Source organism: Pseudomonas sp. BT76 TE3572 (assembly GCF_050435365.1).
GTDB lineage: Bacteria > Pseudomonadota > Gammaproteobacteria > Pseudomonadales > Pseudomonadaceae > Aquipseudomonas > Aquipseudomonas fluorescens_W.
Genome location: NZ_JBNDKE010000001.1, coordinates 6,653,196 through 6,669,055, shown reverse-complemented (window position 1 = coordinate 6,669,055; position 15,860 = coordinate 6,653,196). Strand labels below are relative to the sequence as shown.

The 15,860-nt window shown below is 59.7% G+C and carries 10 protein-coding genes and 1 other RNA gene; 2 read left to right on the top strand and 9 right to left on the bottom strand.

The window, feature by feature from the left end; translation table 11 throughout:
- Positions 1 to 63: 63 nt before the first annotated feature.
- The 3 genes from ABH912_RS30440 to dnaX all read right to left on the bottom strand — a co-directional run bounded on the left by ABH912_RS30440 (position 64) and on the right by dnaX (position 3,865).
- Positions 64 to 1,098, bottom strand: a complete 1,035-nt coding sequence (locus ABH912_RS30440; RefSeq protein ID WP_033055662.1) for an NADP-dependent oxidoreductase — start codon at positions 1,096 to 1,098, stop codon at positions 64 to 66.
- Positions 1,099 to 1,374: 276 nt separating this feature from the next.
- Positions 1,375 to 1,713, bottom strand: coding sequence for a YbaB/EbfC family nucleoid-associated protein (locus tag ABH912_RS30435; protein WP_008028561.1), 339 nt, complete (start codon positions 1,711 to 1,713; stop codon positions 1,375 to 1,377).
- A gap of 67 nt (positions 1,714 to 1,780) precedes the next feature.
- Positions 1,781 to 3,865 (bottom strand): DNA polymerase III subunit gamma/tau, encoded by a 2,085-nt coding sequence (dnaX, locus tag ABH912_RS30430; RefSeq protein WP_033055663.1) that lies wholly within the window; start codon positions 3,863 to 3,865, stop codon positions 1,781 to 1,783.
- A 144-nt stretch (positions 3,866 to 4,009) separates the two neighbouring features.
- Between dnaX and ABH912_RS30425 the strand changes: the two genes are divergently transcribed.
- A complete protein-coding gene (locus ABH912_RS30425; protein WP_033055664.1) occupies positions 4,010 to 4,756 on the top strand; it encodes a substrate-binding periplasmic protein in 747 nt (248 codons plus the stop codon).
- 31 nt (positions 4,757 to 4,787) lie between these two features.
- On the opposite strand, the gene ABH912_RS30420 is transcribed toward ABH912_RS30425, so the two are convergent.
- Positions 4,788 to 6,488 (bottom strand): putative bifunctional diguanylate cyclase/phosphodiesterase, encoded by a 1,701-nt coding sequence (locus ABH912_RS30420; protein ID WP_429512551.1) that lies wholly within the window; start codon positions 6,486 to 6,488, stop codon positions 4,788 to 4,790.
- Positions 6,489 to 6,771: 283 nt separating this feature from the next.
- Between ABH912_RS30420 and ABH912_RS30415 the strand changes: the two genes are divergently transcribed.
- Positions 6,772 to 7,086 carry a helix-turn-helix domain-containing protein gene (locus tag ABH912_RS30415; RefSeq protein WP_429512549.1) on the top strand — a complete coding sequence of 105 codons (315 nt, stop codon included), beginning with the start codon at positions 6,772 to 6,774 and terminating at the stop codon, positions 7,084 to 7,086.
- A 180-nt stretch (positions 7,087 to 7,266) separates the two neighbouring features.
- On the opposite strand, the gene ffs is transcribed toward ABH912_RS30415, so the two are convergent.
- The 5 genes from ffs to smc all read right to left on the bottom strand — a co-directional run bounded on the left by ffs (position 7,267) and on the right by smc (position 15,858).
- An RNA gene (gene ffs, locus ABH912_RS30410) (signal recognition particle sRNA small type) lies at positions 7,267 to 7,363 on the bottom strand.
- Between the two features lie 110 nt (positions 7,364 to 7,473).
- Positions 7,474 to 8,640 carry a zinc-binding metallopeptidase family protein gene (locus ABH912_RS30405; protein ID WP_429512548.1) on the bottom strand — a complete coding sequence of 389 codons (1,167 nt, stop codon included), beginning with the start codon at positions 8,638 to 8,640 and terminating at the stop codon, positions 7,474 to 7,476.
- A gap of 167 nt (positions 8,641 to 8,807) precedes the next feature.
- Positions 8,808 to 11,165 carry an NAD-dependent DNA ligase LigA gene (ligA, locus tag ABH912_RS30400; RefSeq protein ID WP_429512546.1) on the bottom strand — a complete coding sequence of 786 codons (2,358 nt, stop codon included), beginning with the start codon at positions 11,163 to 11,165 and terminating at the stop codon, positions 8,808 to 8,810.
- 91 nt (positions 11,166 to 11,256) lie between these two features.
- The gene (zipA, locus tag ABH912_RS30395; protein ID WP_033055669.1) at positions 11,257 to 12,111 is read right to left on the bottom strand and encodes a cell division protein ZipA; all 855 of its coding nucleotides are present in this window, start codon (positions 12,109 to 12,111) and stop codon (positions 11,257 to 11,259) included.
- Positions 12,112 to 12,369: 258 nt separating this feature from the next.
- On the bottom strand, positions 12,370 to 15,858 hold the full coding sequence (gene smc / locus ABH912_RS30390; protein WP_033055670.1) for a chromosome segregation protein SMC: 3,489 nt from the start codon (positions 15,856 to 15,858) through the stop codon (positions 12,370 to 12,372).
- Positions 15,859 to 15,860: the final 2 nt, after the last annotated feature.

The window sequence follows — 15,860 nt, the reverse complement described above, 5'->3', positions numbered from 1 at the left end:
GGAAAAGTCCGACAAAACAACGAGACGCGGTTTATACCCGCGCCTCTGATTAGCGTCAATTACTCAGTCCTGGGCGACCCGCACAACCAGTTTGCCAAAGTTGCGTCCTTCCAGCAGACCGATGAACGCTTCAGGTGCCTGCTCCAGGCCATCGACCACGTCTTCACGGAACTTCACCTTGCCGTCGCGCACCCACGGCGCCATGGCGCTGACGAATTCCGGCTGACGATCGCCGTAGTCGTCGAACACGATGAAGCCCTGGATTCGCACACGCTTGGTCAGCAGCGTGCGCTGCAATTGCGGCAGACGATCCGGGCCGGTCGGTGCTTCGTGAGCGTTGTAGGAGGCGATCAAACCGCAGAGTGGAATTCGCGCCTTGGGATTGAGCAACGGCAGCACGGCATCGAACACCTTGCCGCCGACGTTTTCGTAATAGATGTCGATGCCTTCGGAGCACGCCTTGGCCAATTCTTCGGCGAAGTTCGGGCTCTTGTGATCGATACAAGCATCAAAACCCAGCTCATCGACCACATAACGGCACTTGTCCGCGCCACCGGCCACGCCGACCACGCGCAATCCCTTGATCTTCGCCACCTGACCGACCACAGAACCCACGGCCCCGGACGCTGCCGCAACCACCAGGGTTTCGCCGGCTTCTGGCTGGCCGATGTCCATCAGGCCCATATACGCGGTCATTCCGGGCATGCCCAACACGCCCAACGCCATTGAAGGGCTCGGCAGCCCGGACGGCACCGGAATGATGTTGCGCCCGTCGCTGAGGCTGTGGCTCTGCCAACCGGTAGAACCGACCACCAGATCACCTTCATGGAATTTCGGATTCAGCGAGCGCTCGACCCGACTGACAGCGCCACCGGTCATCACCTCGCCGATTTCCACCGGTGCGGCGTACGAAGGCGCGTCGCTCATGCGTCCGCGCATGTAGGGATCGAGTGACAGGTAAAGGGTCTTGAGCAGCACCTGACCGTCGGCCAGGTCCGGCAGCGCAACGCGCTCCAGGCGGAAATTCTCCGGCGTCGGCGCGCCTGTCGGGCGGGACGCCAGGACGATACGTTGGTTGAGGGTCAATGCTTGTGGCATGTGAGCTTCTCCTTTTGATCGATGAATTCGGCGGTATAGGGAGCAGACCTTTGTGATGGTATGGCGTTCGATGTTTCTGCCTTTCATTGTGGCGAGGGAGCTTGCTCCCGCTGGACTGCGCAGCAGTCCCCTTCCTCTTAGGGATAAGAGGGCCGCTTCGCGACCCAGCGGGAGCAAGCTCCCTCGCCACAGGGTTTAACAAAACCCGGCAGAAACAAAAATGCCAGGCGCGATGCCTGGCATTTTTTTGTAGCCCATCCGACGCGCTTTGGCGAATCAGAATGGCAGTTTCATACCCGGTGGCAGTTGCATGCCAGCGGTCATGCCGGACATTTTGTCCTGGCTGTTGGCTTCGATCTTGCGCACGGCATCGTTGACGGCGGCGGCGAACACAGCCTCCAGCATCTCTTTGTCGTCTTCGCTCAAGCCTTCGACCAGGCTTGGATCGATGGTCACGCGCTTGACGTCGTGACGACCGGTCATCACCACGGTGACCATATCGCCACCGGCTTTACCGGTGACTTCGGCGTTGGCCAGCTCTTCCTGCATCTTGGCCATTTTTTCCTGCATCTGCTGTGCCTGCTTCATCAGGCCGGCCATGCCACCTTTCATCATGGGAATCACCTCAAAAGTACTTGGATAAATACAGCGCCCGGCCCATTCGGCCAAACACCTTCAGTTATTAGCCCTGAGTGACCAGGGTCTCGACAGGTTCAATAGTATCGTTACGGACCACCGCACCGAACTGCTGCATCATTTGCTGGATGAACGGATCACCGTGGATCGACTCTTCGGCCTCGCGCTGACGGTTCGCACGGCGCCGGGACGCGGCCTGGGCCGGGGTCTCCTGCTCGGGCTTGATCAGCTCCATGCTCAGGTTCAGCGTACGCCCGTGAAACTGGTTCAACGCATCGTTCAATCGACGCTGTTGAGTCGCGTTGAACAGCGCGCTGTGGGCCGGGTCCAGGTGCATCAGCCAGTTGTCACCGTCGACGGCGATCAGCGTGCAGTTGGCGGCGATGCTGCCGGTCATGCCGGAGATCGGCAGTTTCGGGAACAACTCCAGCCATTGCGCCGCCAGACCGGTGGCCGGCATGGCGGCCGGTTCAGGCTCGGCTTCTGGCGTTGGCTCAGCGGTGTGTTCGCTGGCCAGTTCATCGAGGTAGCTGTAGGCCGACTCGATGTCTGGCTCGATATAGTCCTCGTCCAGCGGCGGCTCGTCGTCCAGGTCCATGCCCGGCGTCGCGGCATCGACTTCGGCCACCGACGGCTCGGGAATCGGCGCAGCGGCCCACTCTGGTGCGTCCGGCACCACGCTGTCGGGGGTCGGCAACGGCATCGGCGCCAGTTCGGGTTGTTCGCTGGCAGTTTCCAGCACCGGCTCGACGGCGGGTTGCTGAACGACCTCGGGTTCGATCGGGTCGTTCCACGGCAGATCGACGACGGCCTCGACCGCTACCGCCTCAACCACAGGCTCGGACACGACGACGGGCGCAACCGGCTCAGGCTCGGGCGCTTGCACTGGGGCAACCACCGCCGCAACTGGCGCTGGCGCGACGGGTGCAACTGCCGCAGCGACTACCGGCGCAACAACGGGCGCGGCAGCCACTGAATTTGCGGAATCAACTGTGGCTTGGCTGATCCCCACTGGCTTTAGCGGTTGCCTCGGGGCGTCCGTGGTGTCTGCCGGACGGAATGCGAGCATCCTCAGCAACACCATTTCGAAACCACCGCGCGGGTCCGGCGCCAACGGCAAGTCGCGGCGACCGATCAGGCCCATCTGGTAATAAAACTGCACGTCTTCTGCCGGCAAGGCCTGGGCCAGCGCCAGCACCCGGTCACGGTCGCCATGACCGTTGTCAACGCCTTCAGGCAGCGCCTGGGCGATGGCGACACGGTGCAGCACGTTGAGAATTTCCGAGAGTACGCCGTTCCAGTCCGGGCCTTGCTCGGCCAGATGACGGACGGCTTCGAGCAAGGCCTTGGCGTCGCCTTCGATCAGCGCATGCAGAACGTCGTAGACCTGGCCGTGATCGAGCGTGCCGAGCATCGCCCGTACGTCGGCCGCCATGACTTTGCCTTCACCGAAGGCAATCGCCTGGTCGGTCAGGCTCATGGCGTCGCGCATCGAACCGTCGGCAGCACGGCCCAACAGCCAGAGCGCGTCGTCTTCGAACGGCACGTTCTCGACACCCAGCACATGGGTCAAATGCTCGACCACACGCTCCGGTGTCATGTTCTTCAGAGAGAACTGCAGGCACCGCGAAAGAATGGTTGCAGGAAGTTTCTGCGGATCGGTGGTCGCCAGGATGAACTTGACGTAGGGCGGCGGCTCTTCAAGGGTTTTCAACAGCGCATTGAAGGAATGGCTGGAGAGCATGTGTACTTCGTCGATCAGGTAGACCTTGAACCGCCCGCGGCTCGGCGCGTACTGCACGTTGTCGAGCAGTTCGCGGGTGTCTTCGACCTTGGTCCGGCTCGCGGCGTCGATCTCGATCAGGTCGACGAAGCGGCCTTCATCGATCTCGCGGCACACCGAGCACTCGCCGCAAGGCGTTGAAGTGATACCTGTTTCACAGTTCAGGCATTTGGCGATGATCCGCGCGATGGTGGTCTTGCCGACCCCGCGGGTACCGGTAAACAGATAGGCGTGGTGCAGCCGCTGGCTGTCCAAGGCATTGATCAGAGCCTTGAGCACATGGGTCTGGCCGACCATTTCGCGGAACGAGCGCGGACGCCATTTACGTGCAAGAACCTGATAACTCATCGAAAACCGTCGCAACGAAGGAACAGAAGCGGCTAATGCTAGCGGAGCAAGGCCAAAATTGCATCCGGTGCGCTCGTCTAATCTGGCTAAGATGGTCTTTGGGGGGCTTTTATCGGCTCGGGTTTTATCAGCACCGGAGCGTTTATGCGGCTGGTTTTGGGGGCACTGCTGTTAATCAGCCTGAAAGTCGCTGGCGCCGAGCCGCCATTGCGCTTCGTGGTGCCCGACAGTTGGGCGATGCCAATGGTGCAACTGGACCGCGGCCACCCCACCCAAGGCATCCTGCACGACGTGATGGTCAGCCTCGCGACTCAGGTCGGCGTGCCAGCCGAATTTCACGTGCTGCCTCGCACGCGAGTGCAAAACGCCATGGAGCACGACGAAGTCGATATCCGCTGCTATGCGGCGCAGTCCTGGCAGCCGAATCAGTCCGGGGACTACATCTGGAGCATTCCACTTTGGTTTCAGCGCGACCTGCTGATCAGCCGGTCAGATCCGCTGACGTCAGTGACGCCTGCGGACTTGTCGCGACAAGCCATCGGCACGGTACTCGGCTACAGCTACCCGACCCTGCAACCGCTGTTTGACGCCGACCGACTGTATCGCGAAGACGCGCGCAACCAGGAACAGGTGCTGGAAAAGCTCCTGGCCGGACGCTATCACTACGCCGTGAGCAATCAATGGACGCTGGACTGGTTCAATCAGCGCCTGCTGCCTGACCGGCAACTGCAAGGCGTGGCGGTTTTGCAGGAGCAGAGTGTCGGTTGTTATGTGCGCAACGATCCCAAGGTGCCCGTGCAGCGCATTTTGCGCACCTTGGTGCGAATGAAAATGTCCGGGGAAATCGACGACATCATTCGACTGTATATCGGCGGCCCCGCAGATCTGTAGCAGCTGCCGGAGGCTGTTACATGGACCGAGTTCAGACGGCCTGCTCCAACACCTGCCATTGCAGCGGCGCGACAAAACCTTTGACCCAGCCCGTTACTTCTGCGGGCGGCATCGGCGGGGCAATGAAATAGCCTTGAGCAACTTCGCAGCCCAGTCGCAGCAGCAATTCACCATGCTCGATACTTTCCAGCCCTTCGGCGATCACCTGCCGACCAAAGGCCCGAGCCAGCCCAATGACCGCCCTGGTCAAGGCCAGATCATCCCGATCTTTAAGGATGTCACGCACAAACGACTTGTCGATCTTGATGGTTTGGGTTTGCAAACGTTTGAGGTAGCTCAGGGACGAATAACCGGTGCCAAAATTGCCCAATGAAAACTGCACCCCCAGCGCCTGGCAGGCCTGTAAACAGGCGCTGACATGCTGAATATTTTCGATCGCCACCGACTCGACGATTTCCAGATCGAGCATCTGCGGCGCCACCTGGGCATGCCGGGCGAGCACGTGCTTGAGCCGGTCGACGAAATCCGCGCGCTGAAAATGTCGTGCCGCAATATGAATGCTGACAGGCCAGCCCTGCCCCACTTGCTGCCAATGGTGCACCTGCGACAGGACCTGATCCATCACCCATTCACCAATATCGATGATCAGGTCCGTTTCTTCCACCAGCGGCAAAAACTCCCGGGCCGGCACCATACCGTGTTGCGGATGCTCCCAACGCAACAACGCCTGAAAGCCGATAACCTCGCCACGGCGCATGTTCACCTTGGGCTGGAAATGCACACGCAACTCACCGGCAGCCAGCGCCTGGCGCACTCGCTCGACGGTCTGGTGAGTAGCCTTGACCTCCTGATCCCGGGACACGTCGAACAAATGAAAGCGATTGCGACCGCTTTGTTTCGCCACGTACATGGCCTGATCGGCATGACGCAACAATGTTTCGGCATCTTGATTGTCGTGGGGGAACAGGGTGACGCCGATACTGGCAAACACATTGACGCCCTTGCCATGCAGCAAGTACGGCGCCGAAATGGCGCCGAGCACCCGGTTCAACGCCGCACGCAGTTCCGGCAGATCTCGTACATATCGCAACACCAGCACAAACTCGTCACCGGCCAACCGTGCCACCACATCTTCGCCGCGCACAATGGCGCGCAAACGCTTGGCCACCTCGACCAACAGCAGATCGCCACTGGCATGCCCGTAGCCATCGTTGACCGCTTTGAAGCCGTCGAGATCGAGCATGCATACCGCCAGCGGGATGTTTTCGTGACGGGAGAACTCCAGCGCCTGATCCAGCAAATCCGAGAGGAACGCGCGATTCGGCAGCCCGGTCAGCACGTCATGCCCCACCCGCCATTGCAGTGAATGCAGCAATTGGTGTTTTTCGCTGATGTCGAAACGAATCGAAAGATAACGGTCAACCCGCCCGGTAGCGTCATCGAGCACCGGCACCATGGTGCTGTCGACCCAATACAGGCTGCCGTCCTTGGCGCGATTACAAATCTCGCCTTTCCAGACCTTGCCCAAAGCGATGGTGCGCCACATGGCCGCGAAGAAATCGGCGGAGTGCAGACCGGAGTTGAGGAGACGATGATTCTGCCCGAGCAGTTCTTCGCGGCTATAGCCGGACACGGTACAGAACTGATCGTTGACGTGGGTGATCCGGCCGCTCAGATCGGTCTCGGAAAAAATCGCGGCAGCATCCACGGCCCTGCGGTATTTCTCATCCATGAGTCAGGCTCGCTGTGGCTAGCGGTGATACCGCTCGACCAGTGCAGGATGCCCGGAAGAGATGTTTTTATAGGTAATGCGCAGCAACACGATATCACTCCATGAACAGCGGTTGATGACCTCCTGAAAGCAGAGATCAACTAACCTTAAAGACCCAAAATATCCATTTTGATCGGCGATTCTACGAAAGGCATCACATTTTGCAAAGCAAGGTGATGGATCATGCAGTTGTCTAATGCAAAAATCTATCGTTAAGTTCTTGATTCTAAATGGGAATTAAGCGATGCAAAATTCAAGTTTGGGTGCGGCCATTCGGCGCTACCGCAAGGTCGCTGGGCTTACTCAGGCTGAACTCGGCGAAAAGACCGGTTTTGACCCCAAAACCATCAGCCGCTTCGAAACCGGTACCTACACCCCCAGCGTGGAAGCCTTGTTCCTGCTTGCCGATGTGCTGGGTGTGAAGCTGAAAGCCTTTTTCGCAGATTTAGGCGATGAAGATGAACAGCGGGCGTATCTGTTCGGTGTCATACATAACGCCACCCCGAAGGATCTGGGAAAGCTGATTGCAGCGGTTGACCAGGCCTTGTCTAAGCCTTAGTACCGGAAATGAAAAAGGAGGCCGAGCCGTCGCATTCGACAGCCCGGCCTCCTTTTATGTGTTCGCCCTGAAAACCGGACACGAAAAAACACCGCCCTGGACAATCCATGGCAGAGCAACAAGCATGTATTTTTTAGACAGATAACGCGAGAGAGGACTCGCGCTGCGTTATGGAGGCAACCCCACCAGCCACACCCCGGCACACAATGTTCCCGCTGTGGCTGCTTCCTTCCGGATCTGACCAGGTTCACGGGTAATCGTTGCGGGGGGACCGATGGGGTCACCATAACGACGCTCACCTGACGGCGAGCCGCGCCATTGTACCTATCTGAGACGAAGTTACAACTGTTCGGGTGGATTAAAAATATGAGAGGGCTCAAGCACTTGCTACTGCGCCTGCAACACCTCATCCGCCCGGCCACCCTCCTGCTGGATCACCAGGTGGATGAAGTGCAGCTTGGCGATGACTGCCGGCGGCAGGACGAACGGATAGAAATCCGGCTGCCCCATACTGCGAGACAGTTCATTGAGCATGCCCGCCAGTTCGATCCACGCATTGACGAATGACAGGAACGCCGCGCCGCCGGGATGCTGCGGGTCGTAGAGGGTGCTGGCCGGAAATGGCTTGTAGTCGAAGTCCATTTCCCGCGCGCTCATGCCGAACCCCAGCGCCGTATCCACCGCGTCCATCATGTGCAAGTAGTGAGCCCAGGTTTCGGCCCAATCCTCCCACGGGTGCATGGTTGCGTAGGCGCTGACGTTGTGTTGCTGCCAGTCGAGCGGCGCGCCTTGCTGGTAATGCCGTTCGAGGGCGTCGGCATAGCTGGCGCGCTCGTCGCCGAACAGGCTGCGGAACGGTTCCAGCCAATGGCTGTTGGCGATCAACCGATCCCAGTAGTAATGCCCGACCTCATGCCGAAAATGCCCGAGCAGCGTGCGATAAGGTTCGTGCATCTGCACCCGAATCTGCTCGCGATGGGCGTCGTCGGCTTCTTTGATATCGAGGGTGATCAAACCGTTGGCGTGACCAGTGGTGGGCGGCTTGCCTTCGAGGTCGACACCGATGAAATCGAAAGCCAGGCCCGCCTCTTCGTCCACGGTTTTGGGAATCACCTGTAAACCCAGGCTGACCAACTGTGCGACCAGACGCCGCTTGGCCGTTTCGACCTTGCGCCAGCGTTCGTGGTTTTCGGCAATCGACAGGTCGGGGATGGTGTGGTTCAGGCTACAGGCGATGCATAACGCATCGTGGTCATTGGCGGGCAACAACCAATTGCACGCGGCCGGGGAATCGAGGTTGGCGCAGCGGCGCAAGACACCGGTTTCGGGATCGGCGTCGAGCAACCAGGTATCAGCCTGCAAGCCGGGCCGAAGCGACGACAGGCGACTCTGCTCCGGCTGATAACCCAACGCCGCCGAACACGCCAGGCACTGGCTGTTGCGAAAAAACAGCGACTGCCCACAGCGGCACTGCCAGACCTTGCTGTTACGCGAGCTTTCGCCGATGAAGGGCGCAGCGATGCGTGAACTGAGCTGTTCGAAGAAGCGGTACATGGCGATCTCTCCCTGGGGCTTGCCAAGACTAGATCATTGCCGTGCGAAGATCGTTCCGCAGTTGTGGCGAGGGAGCTTGCTCCCGCTCGCCTGCGCAGCAGGCGCCAAGACTCAAGGGACCGCTTCGCGCTCCAGCGGGAGCAAGCTCCCTCGCCACAGATCCCGGGTTAGATCGAGATGTTGTATTCCTTCAGACGAGCGACAAACGCCTCTTCATCCAGAACCTTCAACCCCAGCTCATTGGCCTTTGCCAACTTGGAACCTGCACCCGGCCCGGCGACCACACAATGAGTCTTGGCCGACACCGAGCCCGCCACCTTGGCACCGAGGCTTTCAAGTTTGTCCTTGGCGATGTCGCGGCTCATCAGCTCCAGCGAGCCGGTCAGCACCCAGGTCTGCCCGGCCAGCGGCAAGCCTTCAACGACTTTCTTCTCGCTCTGCCAGTGCATACCAAAATCGCGCAGCTGTTTCTCGGCGGCTTCAGCAATTTGACGATGTTGCGCAACCGCAAAGAACTCCCGAACCGAAGTGGCCTGTTTTTCCGGCAGCGCCTGGCGCATATCCAGCCAGTCGGCGCTGAAAACCCCTTCAAGCGAACCAAACTTGTCCGCCAGTTTCTGCGCCCCACCCGGCCCCACCGAAGGAATGTGCAACTTGTCGAGGAAACCACCCAACGTGGTGCTGGCAGCAAACTCGGCGCCCAGCGCACCCTGATCCTGAATCTGCATGCCGTGCTTGAGCAGGTCCTTGATCACCTGCTGGTTATGCGCATCTTCAAAGAAGCTGTGAATCTCGTGAGCCACTTCCAGGCCGACGTCCGGCAAGTACGTGAGCACTTGCGGCAACGCCTGCTGAACCCGCTCCAGCGAGCCGAGAGAACGCGCCAGCACCTTCGCCGTCTCTTCGCCGACATCGGGAATCCCGAGGGCGTAGATGAAGCGTGCCAGACTCGGCTTCTTGCTGTCTTCAATGGCGCTGAGCAGGTTCTTGCTCGACAGTTCGGCAAAGCCTTCCAGATCGACGATTTGCTCGAACGTCAGGGCGTACAGATCGGCCGGCGAATTGACCAGACCTTCATCCACCAATTGCTCGACGCTCTTCTCACCCAGGCCTTCAATGTCCATGGCGCGACGGGAGACGAAGTGAATGATTGCCTGCTTGAGTTGCGCACCGCAGGCCAGACGGCCAACGCAGCGATACACCGCGCCTTCGCTGACGGTCTCGCGACCTTTGCTGCGCTTGACCAGTTGCGTGCGCTCGACATGCGAGCCGCAAACCGGGCACTTCTCGGGAATCTGCACTGGCCGTGCATTGTCCGGACGACGCTCGATGACCACTTGCACCACCTGCGGAATCACATCGCCAGCGCGGCGAATGATCACGGTGTCGCCGATCATCAGGCCCAGACGCGCCACTTCGTCCATGTTGTGCAACGTCGCGTTGGCCACGGTCACGCCAGCCACTTTGACTGGTTTCAAGCGCGCCACGGGTGTTACCGCACCCGTACGGCCGACCTGGAATTCCACGTCGAGCAATTCAGTGAGTTCTTCCATGGCAGGGAATTTGTGCGCGATCGCCCAGCGCGGTTCACGGGCACGGAAGCCCAGCTCACGCTGAGAGGCAATGCTGTTGACCTTGAACACCACGCCGTCGATTTCGTAGGGCAGCGAATTGCGGCGCTCACCGATGTCGCGGTAGTAATCCAGGCATTCATCAATGCCGTGAGCCAGTTTCAACTCATGACTGATCGGCATGCCCCAGGCTTTGAGTTGCTGCAGATTGCCAATATGCGTGTCAGCAATATCGGCCGAAATCTGACCGATGCCATAGCAGCAGAACTCCAGCGGACGGTTGGCCGTGATCTTCGAATCGAGCTGACGCAAACTGCCCGCCGCCGCGTTGCGCGGATTGGCAAAGGTCTTGCCGCCAACTTCCAGCTGCGTGGCGTTGAGGCGTTCGAAACCGGCCTTGGACATGAACACTTCGCCGCGCACTTCCAGGGTCGCCGGCCAGCCAGTACCGTGCAGCTTGAGCGGAATGTTGCGCACGGTACGGACGTTGACGCTGATGTCTTCGCCGGTGGTGCCATCGCCGCGAGTCGCGCCGCGCACCAGCACGCCGTCCTGATACAGCAAGCTGACCGCCAGGCCATCGAGCTTGGGTTCACAGCTGTATTCCACCGCCGCGCCGCCACCGAACAAATCGCCGGCCGGCAGGTCGAGACCTTCAGTCACCCGACGATCGAACTCGCGCATGTCGGTTTCTTCGAAGGCGTTGCCGAGGCTGAGCATTGGCACTTCGTGACGCACCTGAGTGAACGCCGACAGCGCCGCACTGCCGACACGCTGGGTCGGCGAGTCGCTGGTGATCAATTCGGGATGGGCTGCTTCGAGGGCCTTGAGCTCGTTGAACAACCGATCGTATTCGGCGTCCGGAATGCTCGGCTCGTCCAGCACGTGGTAGCGATAGTTGTGCTGATCCAGCTCAGCGCGCAGCTCTAGAATGCGGTTTTTGGCGGCGGTCATGGGTGTTCTCTCATAAAGCAAAAGAGCAGCCGAGGCTGCTCAATCTATTTTGCTGATCGTCCCGCGCGCGGCGCGGGAACAACCTTTTGAATCAACGCTTCTGGGTCAGGGCGCGACGTTCGAACTCAACGATGCGCTGACGGTAATGCTCAATCGTCTGGGCAGTCAGCACGCTGCGCTGGTCGTCTTTCAGTTCGCCGTTCAGCTCCTGGGACAGTTTGCGCGCCGCAGCCACCATCACATCGAAGGCTTGCTTCGGATGACGCGGGCCTGGCAGACCGAGGAAGAAGCTCACTGCCGGTGTGCTGAAGTGGTCGATGTCGTCCAGATCGAAAACGCCCGGCTTGACCGCATTGGCCATCGAGAACAGGACTTCGCCATTGCCAGCCATGCTTTCGTGGCGGTGGAAGATGTCCATCTCGCCGAAACGCAGACCGCTTTCCAGAATATTCTGCAACAGCGCCGGGCCTTTGAAGCCGGCGGCGTCGCGGCAGATCACGCTGATCACCAATACTTCTTCGGCTTGCGGTTGTTCCCTGTCGCTGGTCGAACTCGAAGCCTTGGTGTCATCCGGGAAATCGTCGTCACGGCTGCTGAAGCTCGGGCCGCCGTCCAGATCCAGACTGAGGTTCATGTCGCCTTGCGAAGGCTCGCCATGACCACGCTTGCCGCGCTTGGAACCCGACTCACGCGGCTCACGGGCAGGCATGCTCACCGACGGCAGGTCGTGCTCGTCCAGTTGCGGTTCTTTATGCGTATCCAGTACGCGGGGCGGGCCCAACAGCTCGGCGCTGGTGTCCTCGTCCGGCAAGTTGGACAAACTTCGGTCGAGACGGAATTTCAGTTTCCCCTTGCCGCCGCGCATGCGACGCCAGCCATCGAAAAGAATACCGGCAATGACAATAATGCCGATGACGATCAGCCACTCGCGCAGACCGATTTCCATGTAATCCCGTGCCTCTATAAAAAATGCTGAAAAATAAGAGGTTTACAACTCGTAAACCGCTTTAAAACGTGGCGCCAACTCTATGTTCTGACAGGCGTTTTGCCCACGTATACGAAAAATTGACATTAAACTAGCACGACCAAAGGCAACTTTACACCGTCTGTCACTATGGCTTGCGCGAATATGTCGATTGGCCAGCAAGTCAGGGAAGGTAAATAAGTCCTACAACCCAATAATACCTCTCCTACAAGCGCCGACTCAGGCATCCACCATCGCCATCGCCTCCTCGACATCCACTGCCACCAGACGCGAGCAACCCGGTTCGTGCATCGTCACCCCCATCAGTTGCTCGGCCATTTCCATGGCGATCTTGTTGTGGGTGATATAGATGAACTGCACCGTCTGCGACATCTCTTTGACCAGCCGTGCGTAGCGTCCAACGTTAGCGTCATCCAATGGCGCGTCAACTTCATCGAGCATGCAGAACGGCGCCGGATTCAACTTGAAGATGGCAAAAACCAGAGCCAATGCGGTCAGGGCTTTTTCGCCACCGGAGAGCAAATGGATGGTGCTGTTCTTCTTTCCTGGCGGCTGCGCCATGATCGTTACCCCTGTATCGAGTAGATCTTCGCCCGTCAGTTCCAAATAGGCGCGGCCTCCACCGAAAACTTTTGGGAAAAGGGCCTGTAAACCGCCATTGATCTGATCAAAGGTATCTTTGAAGCGGTTTCGGGTTTCCTTATCGATCTTGCGAATCACGTTTTCGAGCGTATCCAGCGCCTCGACCAAATCGTCGTTCTGCGCATCCAGATAACGTTTACGCTCGGATTGTTGCTGGTATTCGTCGATGGCCGCCAGGTTGATCGCACCGAGGCGCTGAATACGCGCGGCAATGCGTTCGAGTTCTTCTTCGGCGTCTTTCTCGTTGGCCTCGGCCACCAGCGTGGCGAGCACACCGTGGAGATCGTAGCCATCTTCCAGCAACTGATCTTCGAGCGCCTTGCGGCGCACGGTCAGGGCTTGCCATTCCATGCGCTGGGTTTCCATCTGGCCGCGAATCAATTGCGATTGCTGCTCCGCCTGACTGCGACGTTTTTCTGCGTCGCGCAATTCGCGATCAGCGTCTTCCAGAGCGATCTGTGCAGTCTTGAGTTCTTCGTCGACGGTCATGCGCTTGTCGAGCAACTCTTCGAGTTTGAGGCGCAACTCTTCCAGCGGCGCCTCGCCCTCCTCCAGGTTCAGACTCAGCTGCTCGCGCTTCTCGGTCAGGCGCTCGGACTGCATTTCCAGACGTTCCAGCGCCTGACGCGTGGAGTCGTGTTGCGCCTTGAGCGAGCCCAGACGCACCGCCAATTGATGCGCGTGATCTTTGTGTTGCCGGGCTTCCTGCCGCACCCGATCCAGTCGCTCGCGCAAGCTGTCGCGCTGGGCCAGCAGCAACTCGCGCTGCTCGGTGTCCAGCGCCATGCTGTCGAGGGCTTCCTGCAATTGCAGGCGCGCTTCGCCGATATTTTCGTGTTCCAGCGCCCGCTGCTCAGCCAACTCGGTGAGTTCTTCGTCCAGTCGTGTACGACGCAAGGTCAGTTGTTCGGCCTTGGCTTTACCGGCGGACAACTGGGCTTTCAATTCGCCTTGCTGACGCGCTTCGTCTTGCAGCAGACGGCGCAGATGTTCGCGACCGTTTTCCTGCTGACGCTGTTGCGCCCTGAGATTCTGAAGTTGGGTTTCCAGGGTTTCGACCGTGGCTTCGCGCTCTTCGCGCTCAAGGCCCAGACGCTGGATTTCCTGACCACGGGCGAGCACACCGCTTTCCGCTTCGCTGGCCCGACGCACGCGCAAAAAGTGCCGACCGACCCAGTAACCGTCGCGGCTGATCAGGCTCTGGCCGGCGGTCAATTGATTGCGCAGGGCCAACGCCTGTTCGAGGCTGTCGACCGGTTTAACCTGCCCTAACCATGGCGCCAGATCGATCTGCGCTTCAACTTTATCGAGCAAGCTGCCGGGCACGCGCACGCCATCAGTGGCCGGGCTGAGCAAGCGCAAATCGCCCTGGGTAAAGCCGGCCAGATCGAAATCGCCGAAGTCATCCACCAGTACCGCTTGCAGGTCGGCACCGAGCACGGTTTCCACCGCCAGCTCCCAACCAGCTTCAACTTTCAGGCCTTCGGCCAGACGCGGACGGTCCGCCAAATGTTGTTCGCGCAGCCATTCAGCGGTGCCGGTGCCGGGATCGAGTGCGGCTTGCTGCAAGGCTTCAAGGGAAGCGAGGCGACCGTTCAGACGCTGCAAATCGCCCTGAGCCTGCTGCTGATTTTGCAGTGCCAGTTGCAATTCCTGACGCAGTTGCTCGAGGCGTTCGACCTGGGCTTCTTCGCTGGCCTGCAAATCTTCCAGCGTCGCTTCACTCGCGGCCAATTGCTCGCTGAGCTCCATGATCGCCGCGTCTTCCGGGTCTGCCGAGAGCAACGCGCGCTCTTCGCCCAGACGCTTCTGACGATCGGCCAGTCGCTCCATACTGGTTTCCAGCTGCTGGATCCGCGACTGCTGAACTTCGGATTGGCGACGCGGTTCGGCGGCCGTCAGGTTGAAGGTGTCCCACTGCTCTTGCCAGGCGTGCATGGTGGTTTCGGATTCTTCCAGCGCGGCGGCCGCTTCTTCGGCGGCGGCGCTGGTGACTTCCTGTTCGGGGGTGAGCATGTCCAGCTCTTCGCCCAGGGTCAGCAGCAAGGTACGGTCGTGGCCCAAGTGAGACTCGGTTTCCAGACGCGCGCGCTCGGCTTCTTTCAGGTCGTCCTGCAATTGGCGCAAACGCTGCTGACCGTGCTGAATACTCTGCTCGACCCGGGCGATGTCGCCGCCGACCGAATAGAAGCGCCCCTGCACCAGATTGAAGCGTTCGGACAGGTCGTGGTGCCCGTCACGCAAGCGTTCAATCGCCGCATCGGCATTGCGCTGCTCGGCGACCAACGCTTCGAAGGTGACTTCCTGATTGCCGATGACTGCTTCACGCTGACCGACCTGTTCATTCAACGCCTGCCAGCGCAGGGCCGACAGTTGGGCCTTGAGCTGCCGCTCCTCGCCCTTGTATTCCTGATACTTCTTGGCGGCCTCGGCCTGGCGGTACAAGCGTTCAAGCTGACGCTCGAGCTCTTCGCGCAGGTCGGTCAGGCGGGCCAGGTTTTCGTGGGTGCGGCGGATGCGGTTTTCAGTCTCGCGCCGGCGCTCCTTGTACTTGGAGATGCCTGCCGCTTCTTCAATGAAGTTGCGCAGGTCTTCGGGCTTCGACTCGATCAGCTTGGAGATCATCCCCTGCTCAATAATCGAGTAGCTGCGCGGGCCCAGGCCTGTCCCCAGAAAGATGTCGGTGATATCGCGACGGCGGCACTTGGTGCCGTTGAGGTAGTAAGTGGTCTGGCTGTCGCGGGTCACTTTGCGGCGAATGGAAATTTCCGCGTAGGCCGCGTATTCGCCGAGCAGGGTGCCGTCGGAGTTATCGAACACCAGCTCGATGCTGGCCTGGCTCACCGGTTTACGGCTGGTCGAGCCGTTGAAGATGACGTCGGTCATCGACTCGCCGCGCAGGTTCTTGGCCGAACTCTCGCCCATCACCCAGCGCACGGCGTCGATGATGTTCGACTTGCCGCAACCATTGGGCCCGACCACCGCCGCCATGTTACTGGGGAAGTTCACCGTGGTCGGGTCGACGAAGGATTTGAACCCCGCCAGCTTGATGCACTTTAGCCGCACGC

Coding starts and splice junctions, on each gene's coding strand:
- ABH912_RS30440 (WP_033055662.1), bottom strand. CDS start 1,098: ATGCCACAAGCATTGACCCTCAACCAACGTATCGTCCTGGCGTCCCGC.
- ABH912_RS30435 (WP_008028561.1), bottom strand. CDS start 1,713: ATGATGAAAGGTGGCATGGCCGGCCTGATGAAGCAGGCACAGCAGATG.
- dnaX (WP_033055663.1), bottom strand. CDS start 3,865: ATGAGTTATCAGGTTCTTGCACGTAAATGGCGTCCGCGCTCGTTCCGC.
- ABH912_RS30425 (WP_033055664.1), top strand. CDS start 4,010: ATGCGGCTGGTTTTGGGGGCACTGCTGTTAATCAGCCTGAAAGTCGCT.
- ABH912_RS30420 (WP_429512551.1), bottom strand. CDS start 6,488: ATGGATGAGAAATACCGCAGGGCCGTGGATGCTGCCGCGATTTTTTCC.
- ABH912_RS30415 (WP_429512549.1), top strand. CDS start 6,772: ATGCAAAATTCAAGTTTGGGTGCGGCCATTCGGCGCTACCGCAAGGTC.
- ABH912_RS30405 (WP_429512548.1), bottom strand. CDS start 8,640: ATGTACCGCTTCTTCGAACAGCTCAGTTCACGCATCGCTGCGCCCTTC.
- ligA (WP_429512546.1), bottom strand. CDS start 11,165: ATGACCGCCGCCAAAAACCGCATTCTAGAGCTGCGCGCTGAGCTGGAT.
- zipA (WP_033055669.1), bottom strand. CDS start 12,111: ATGGAAATCGGTCTGCGCGAGTGGCTGATCGTCATCGGCATTATTGTC.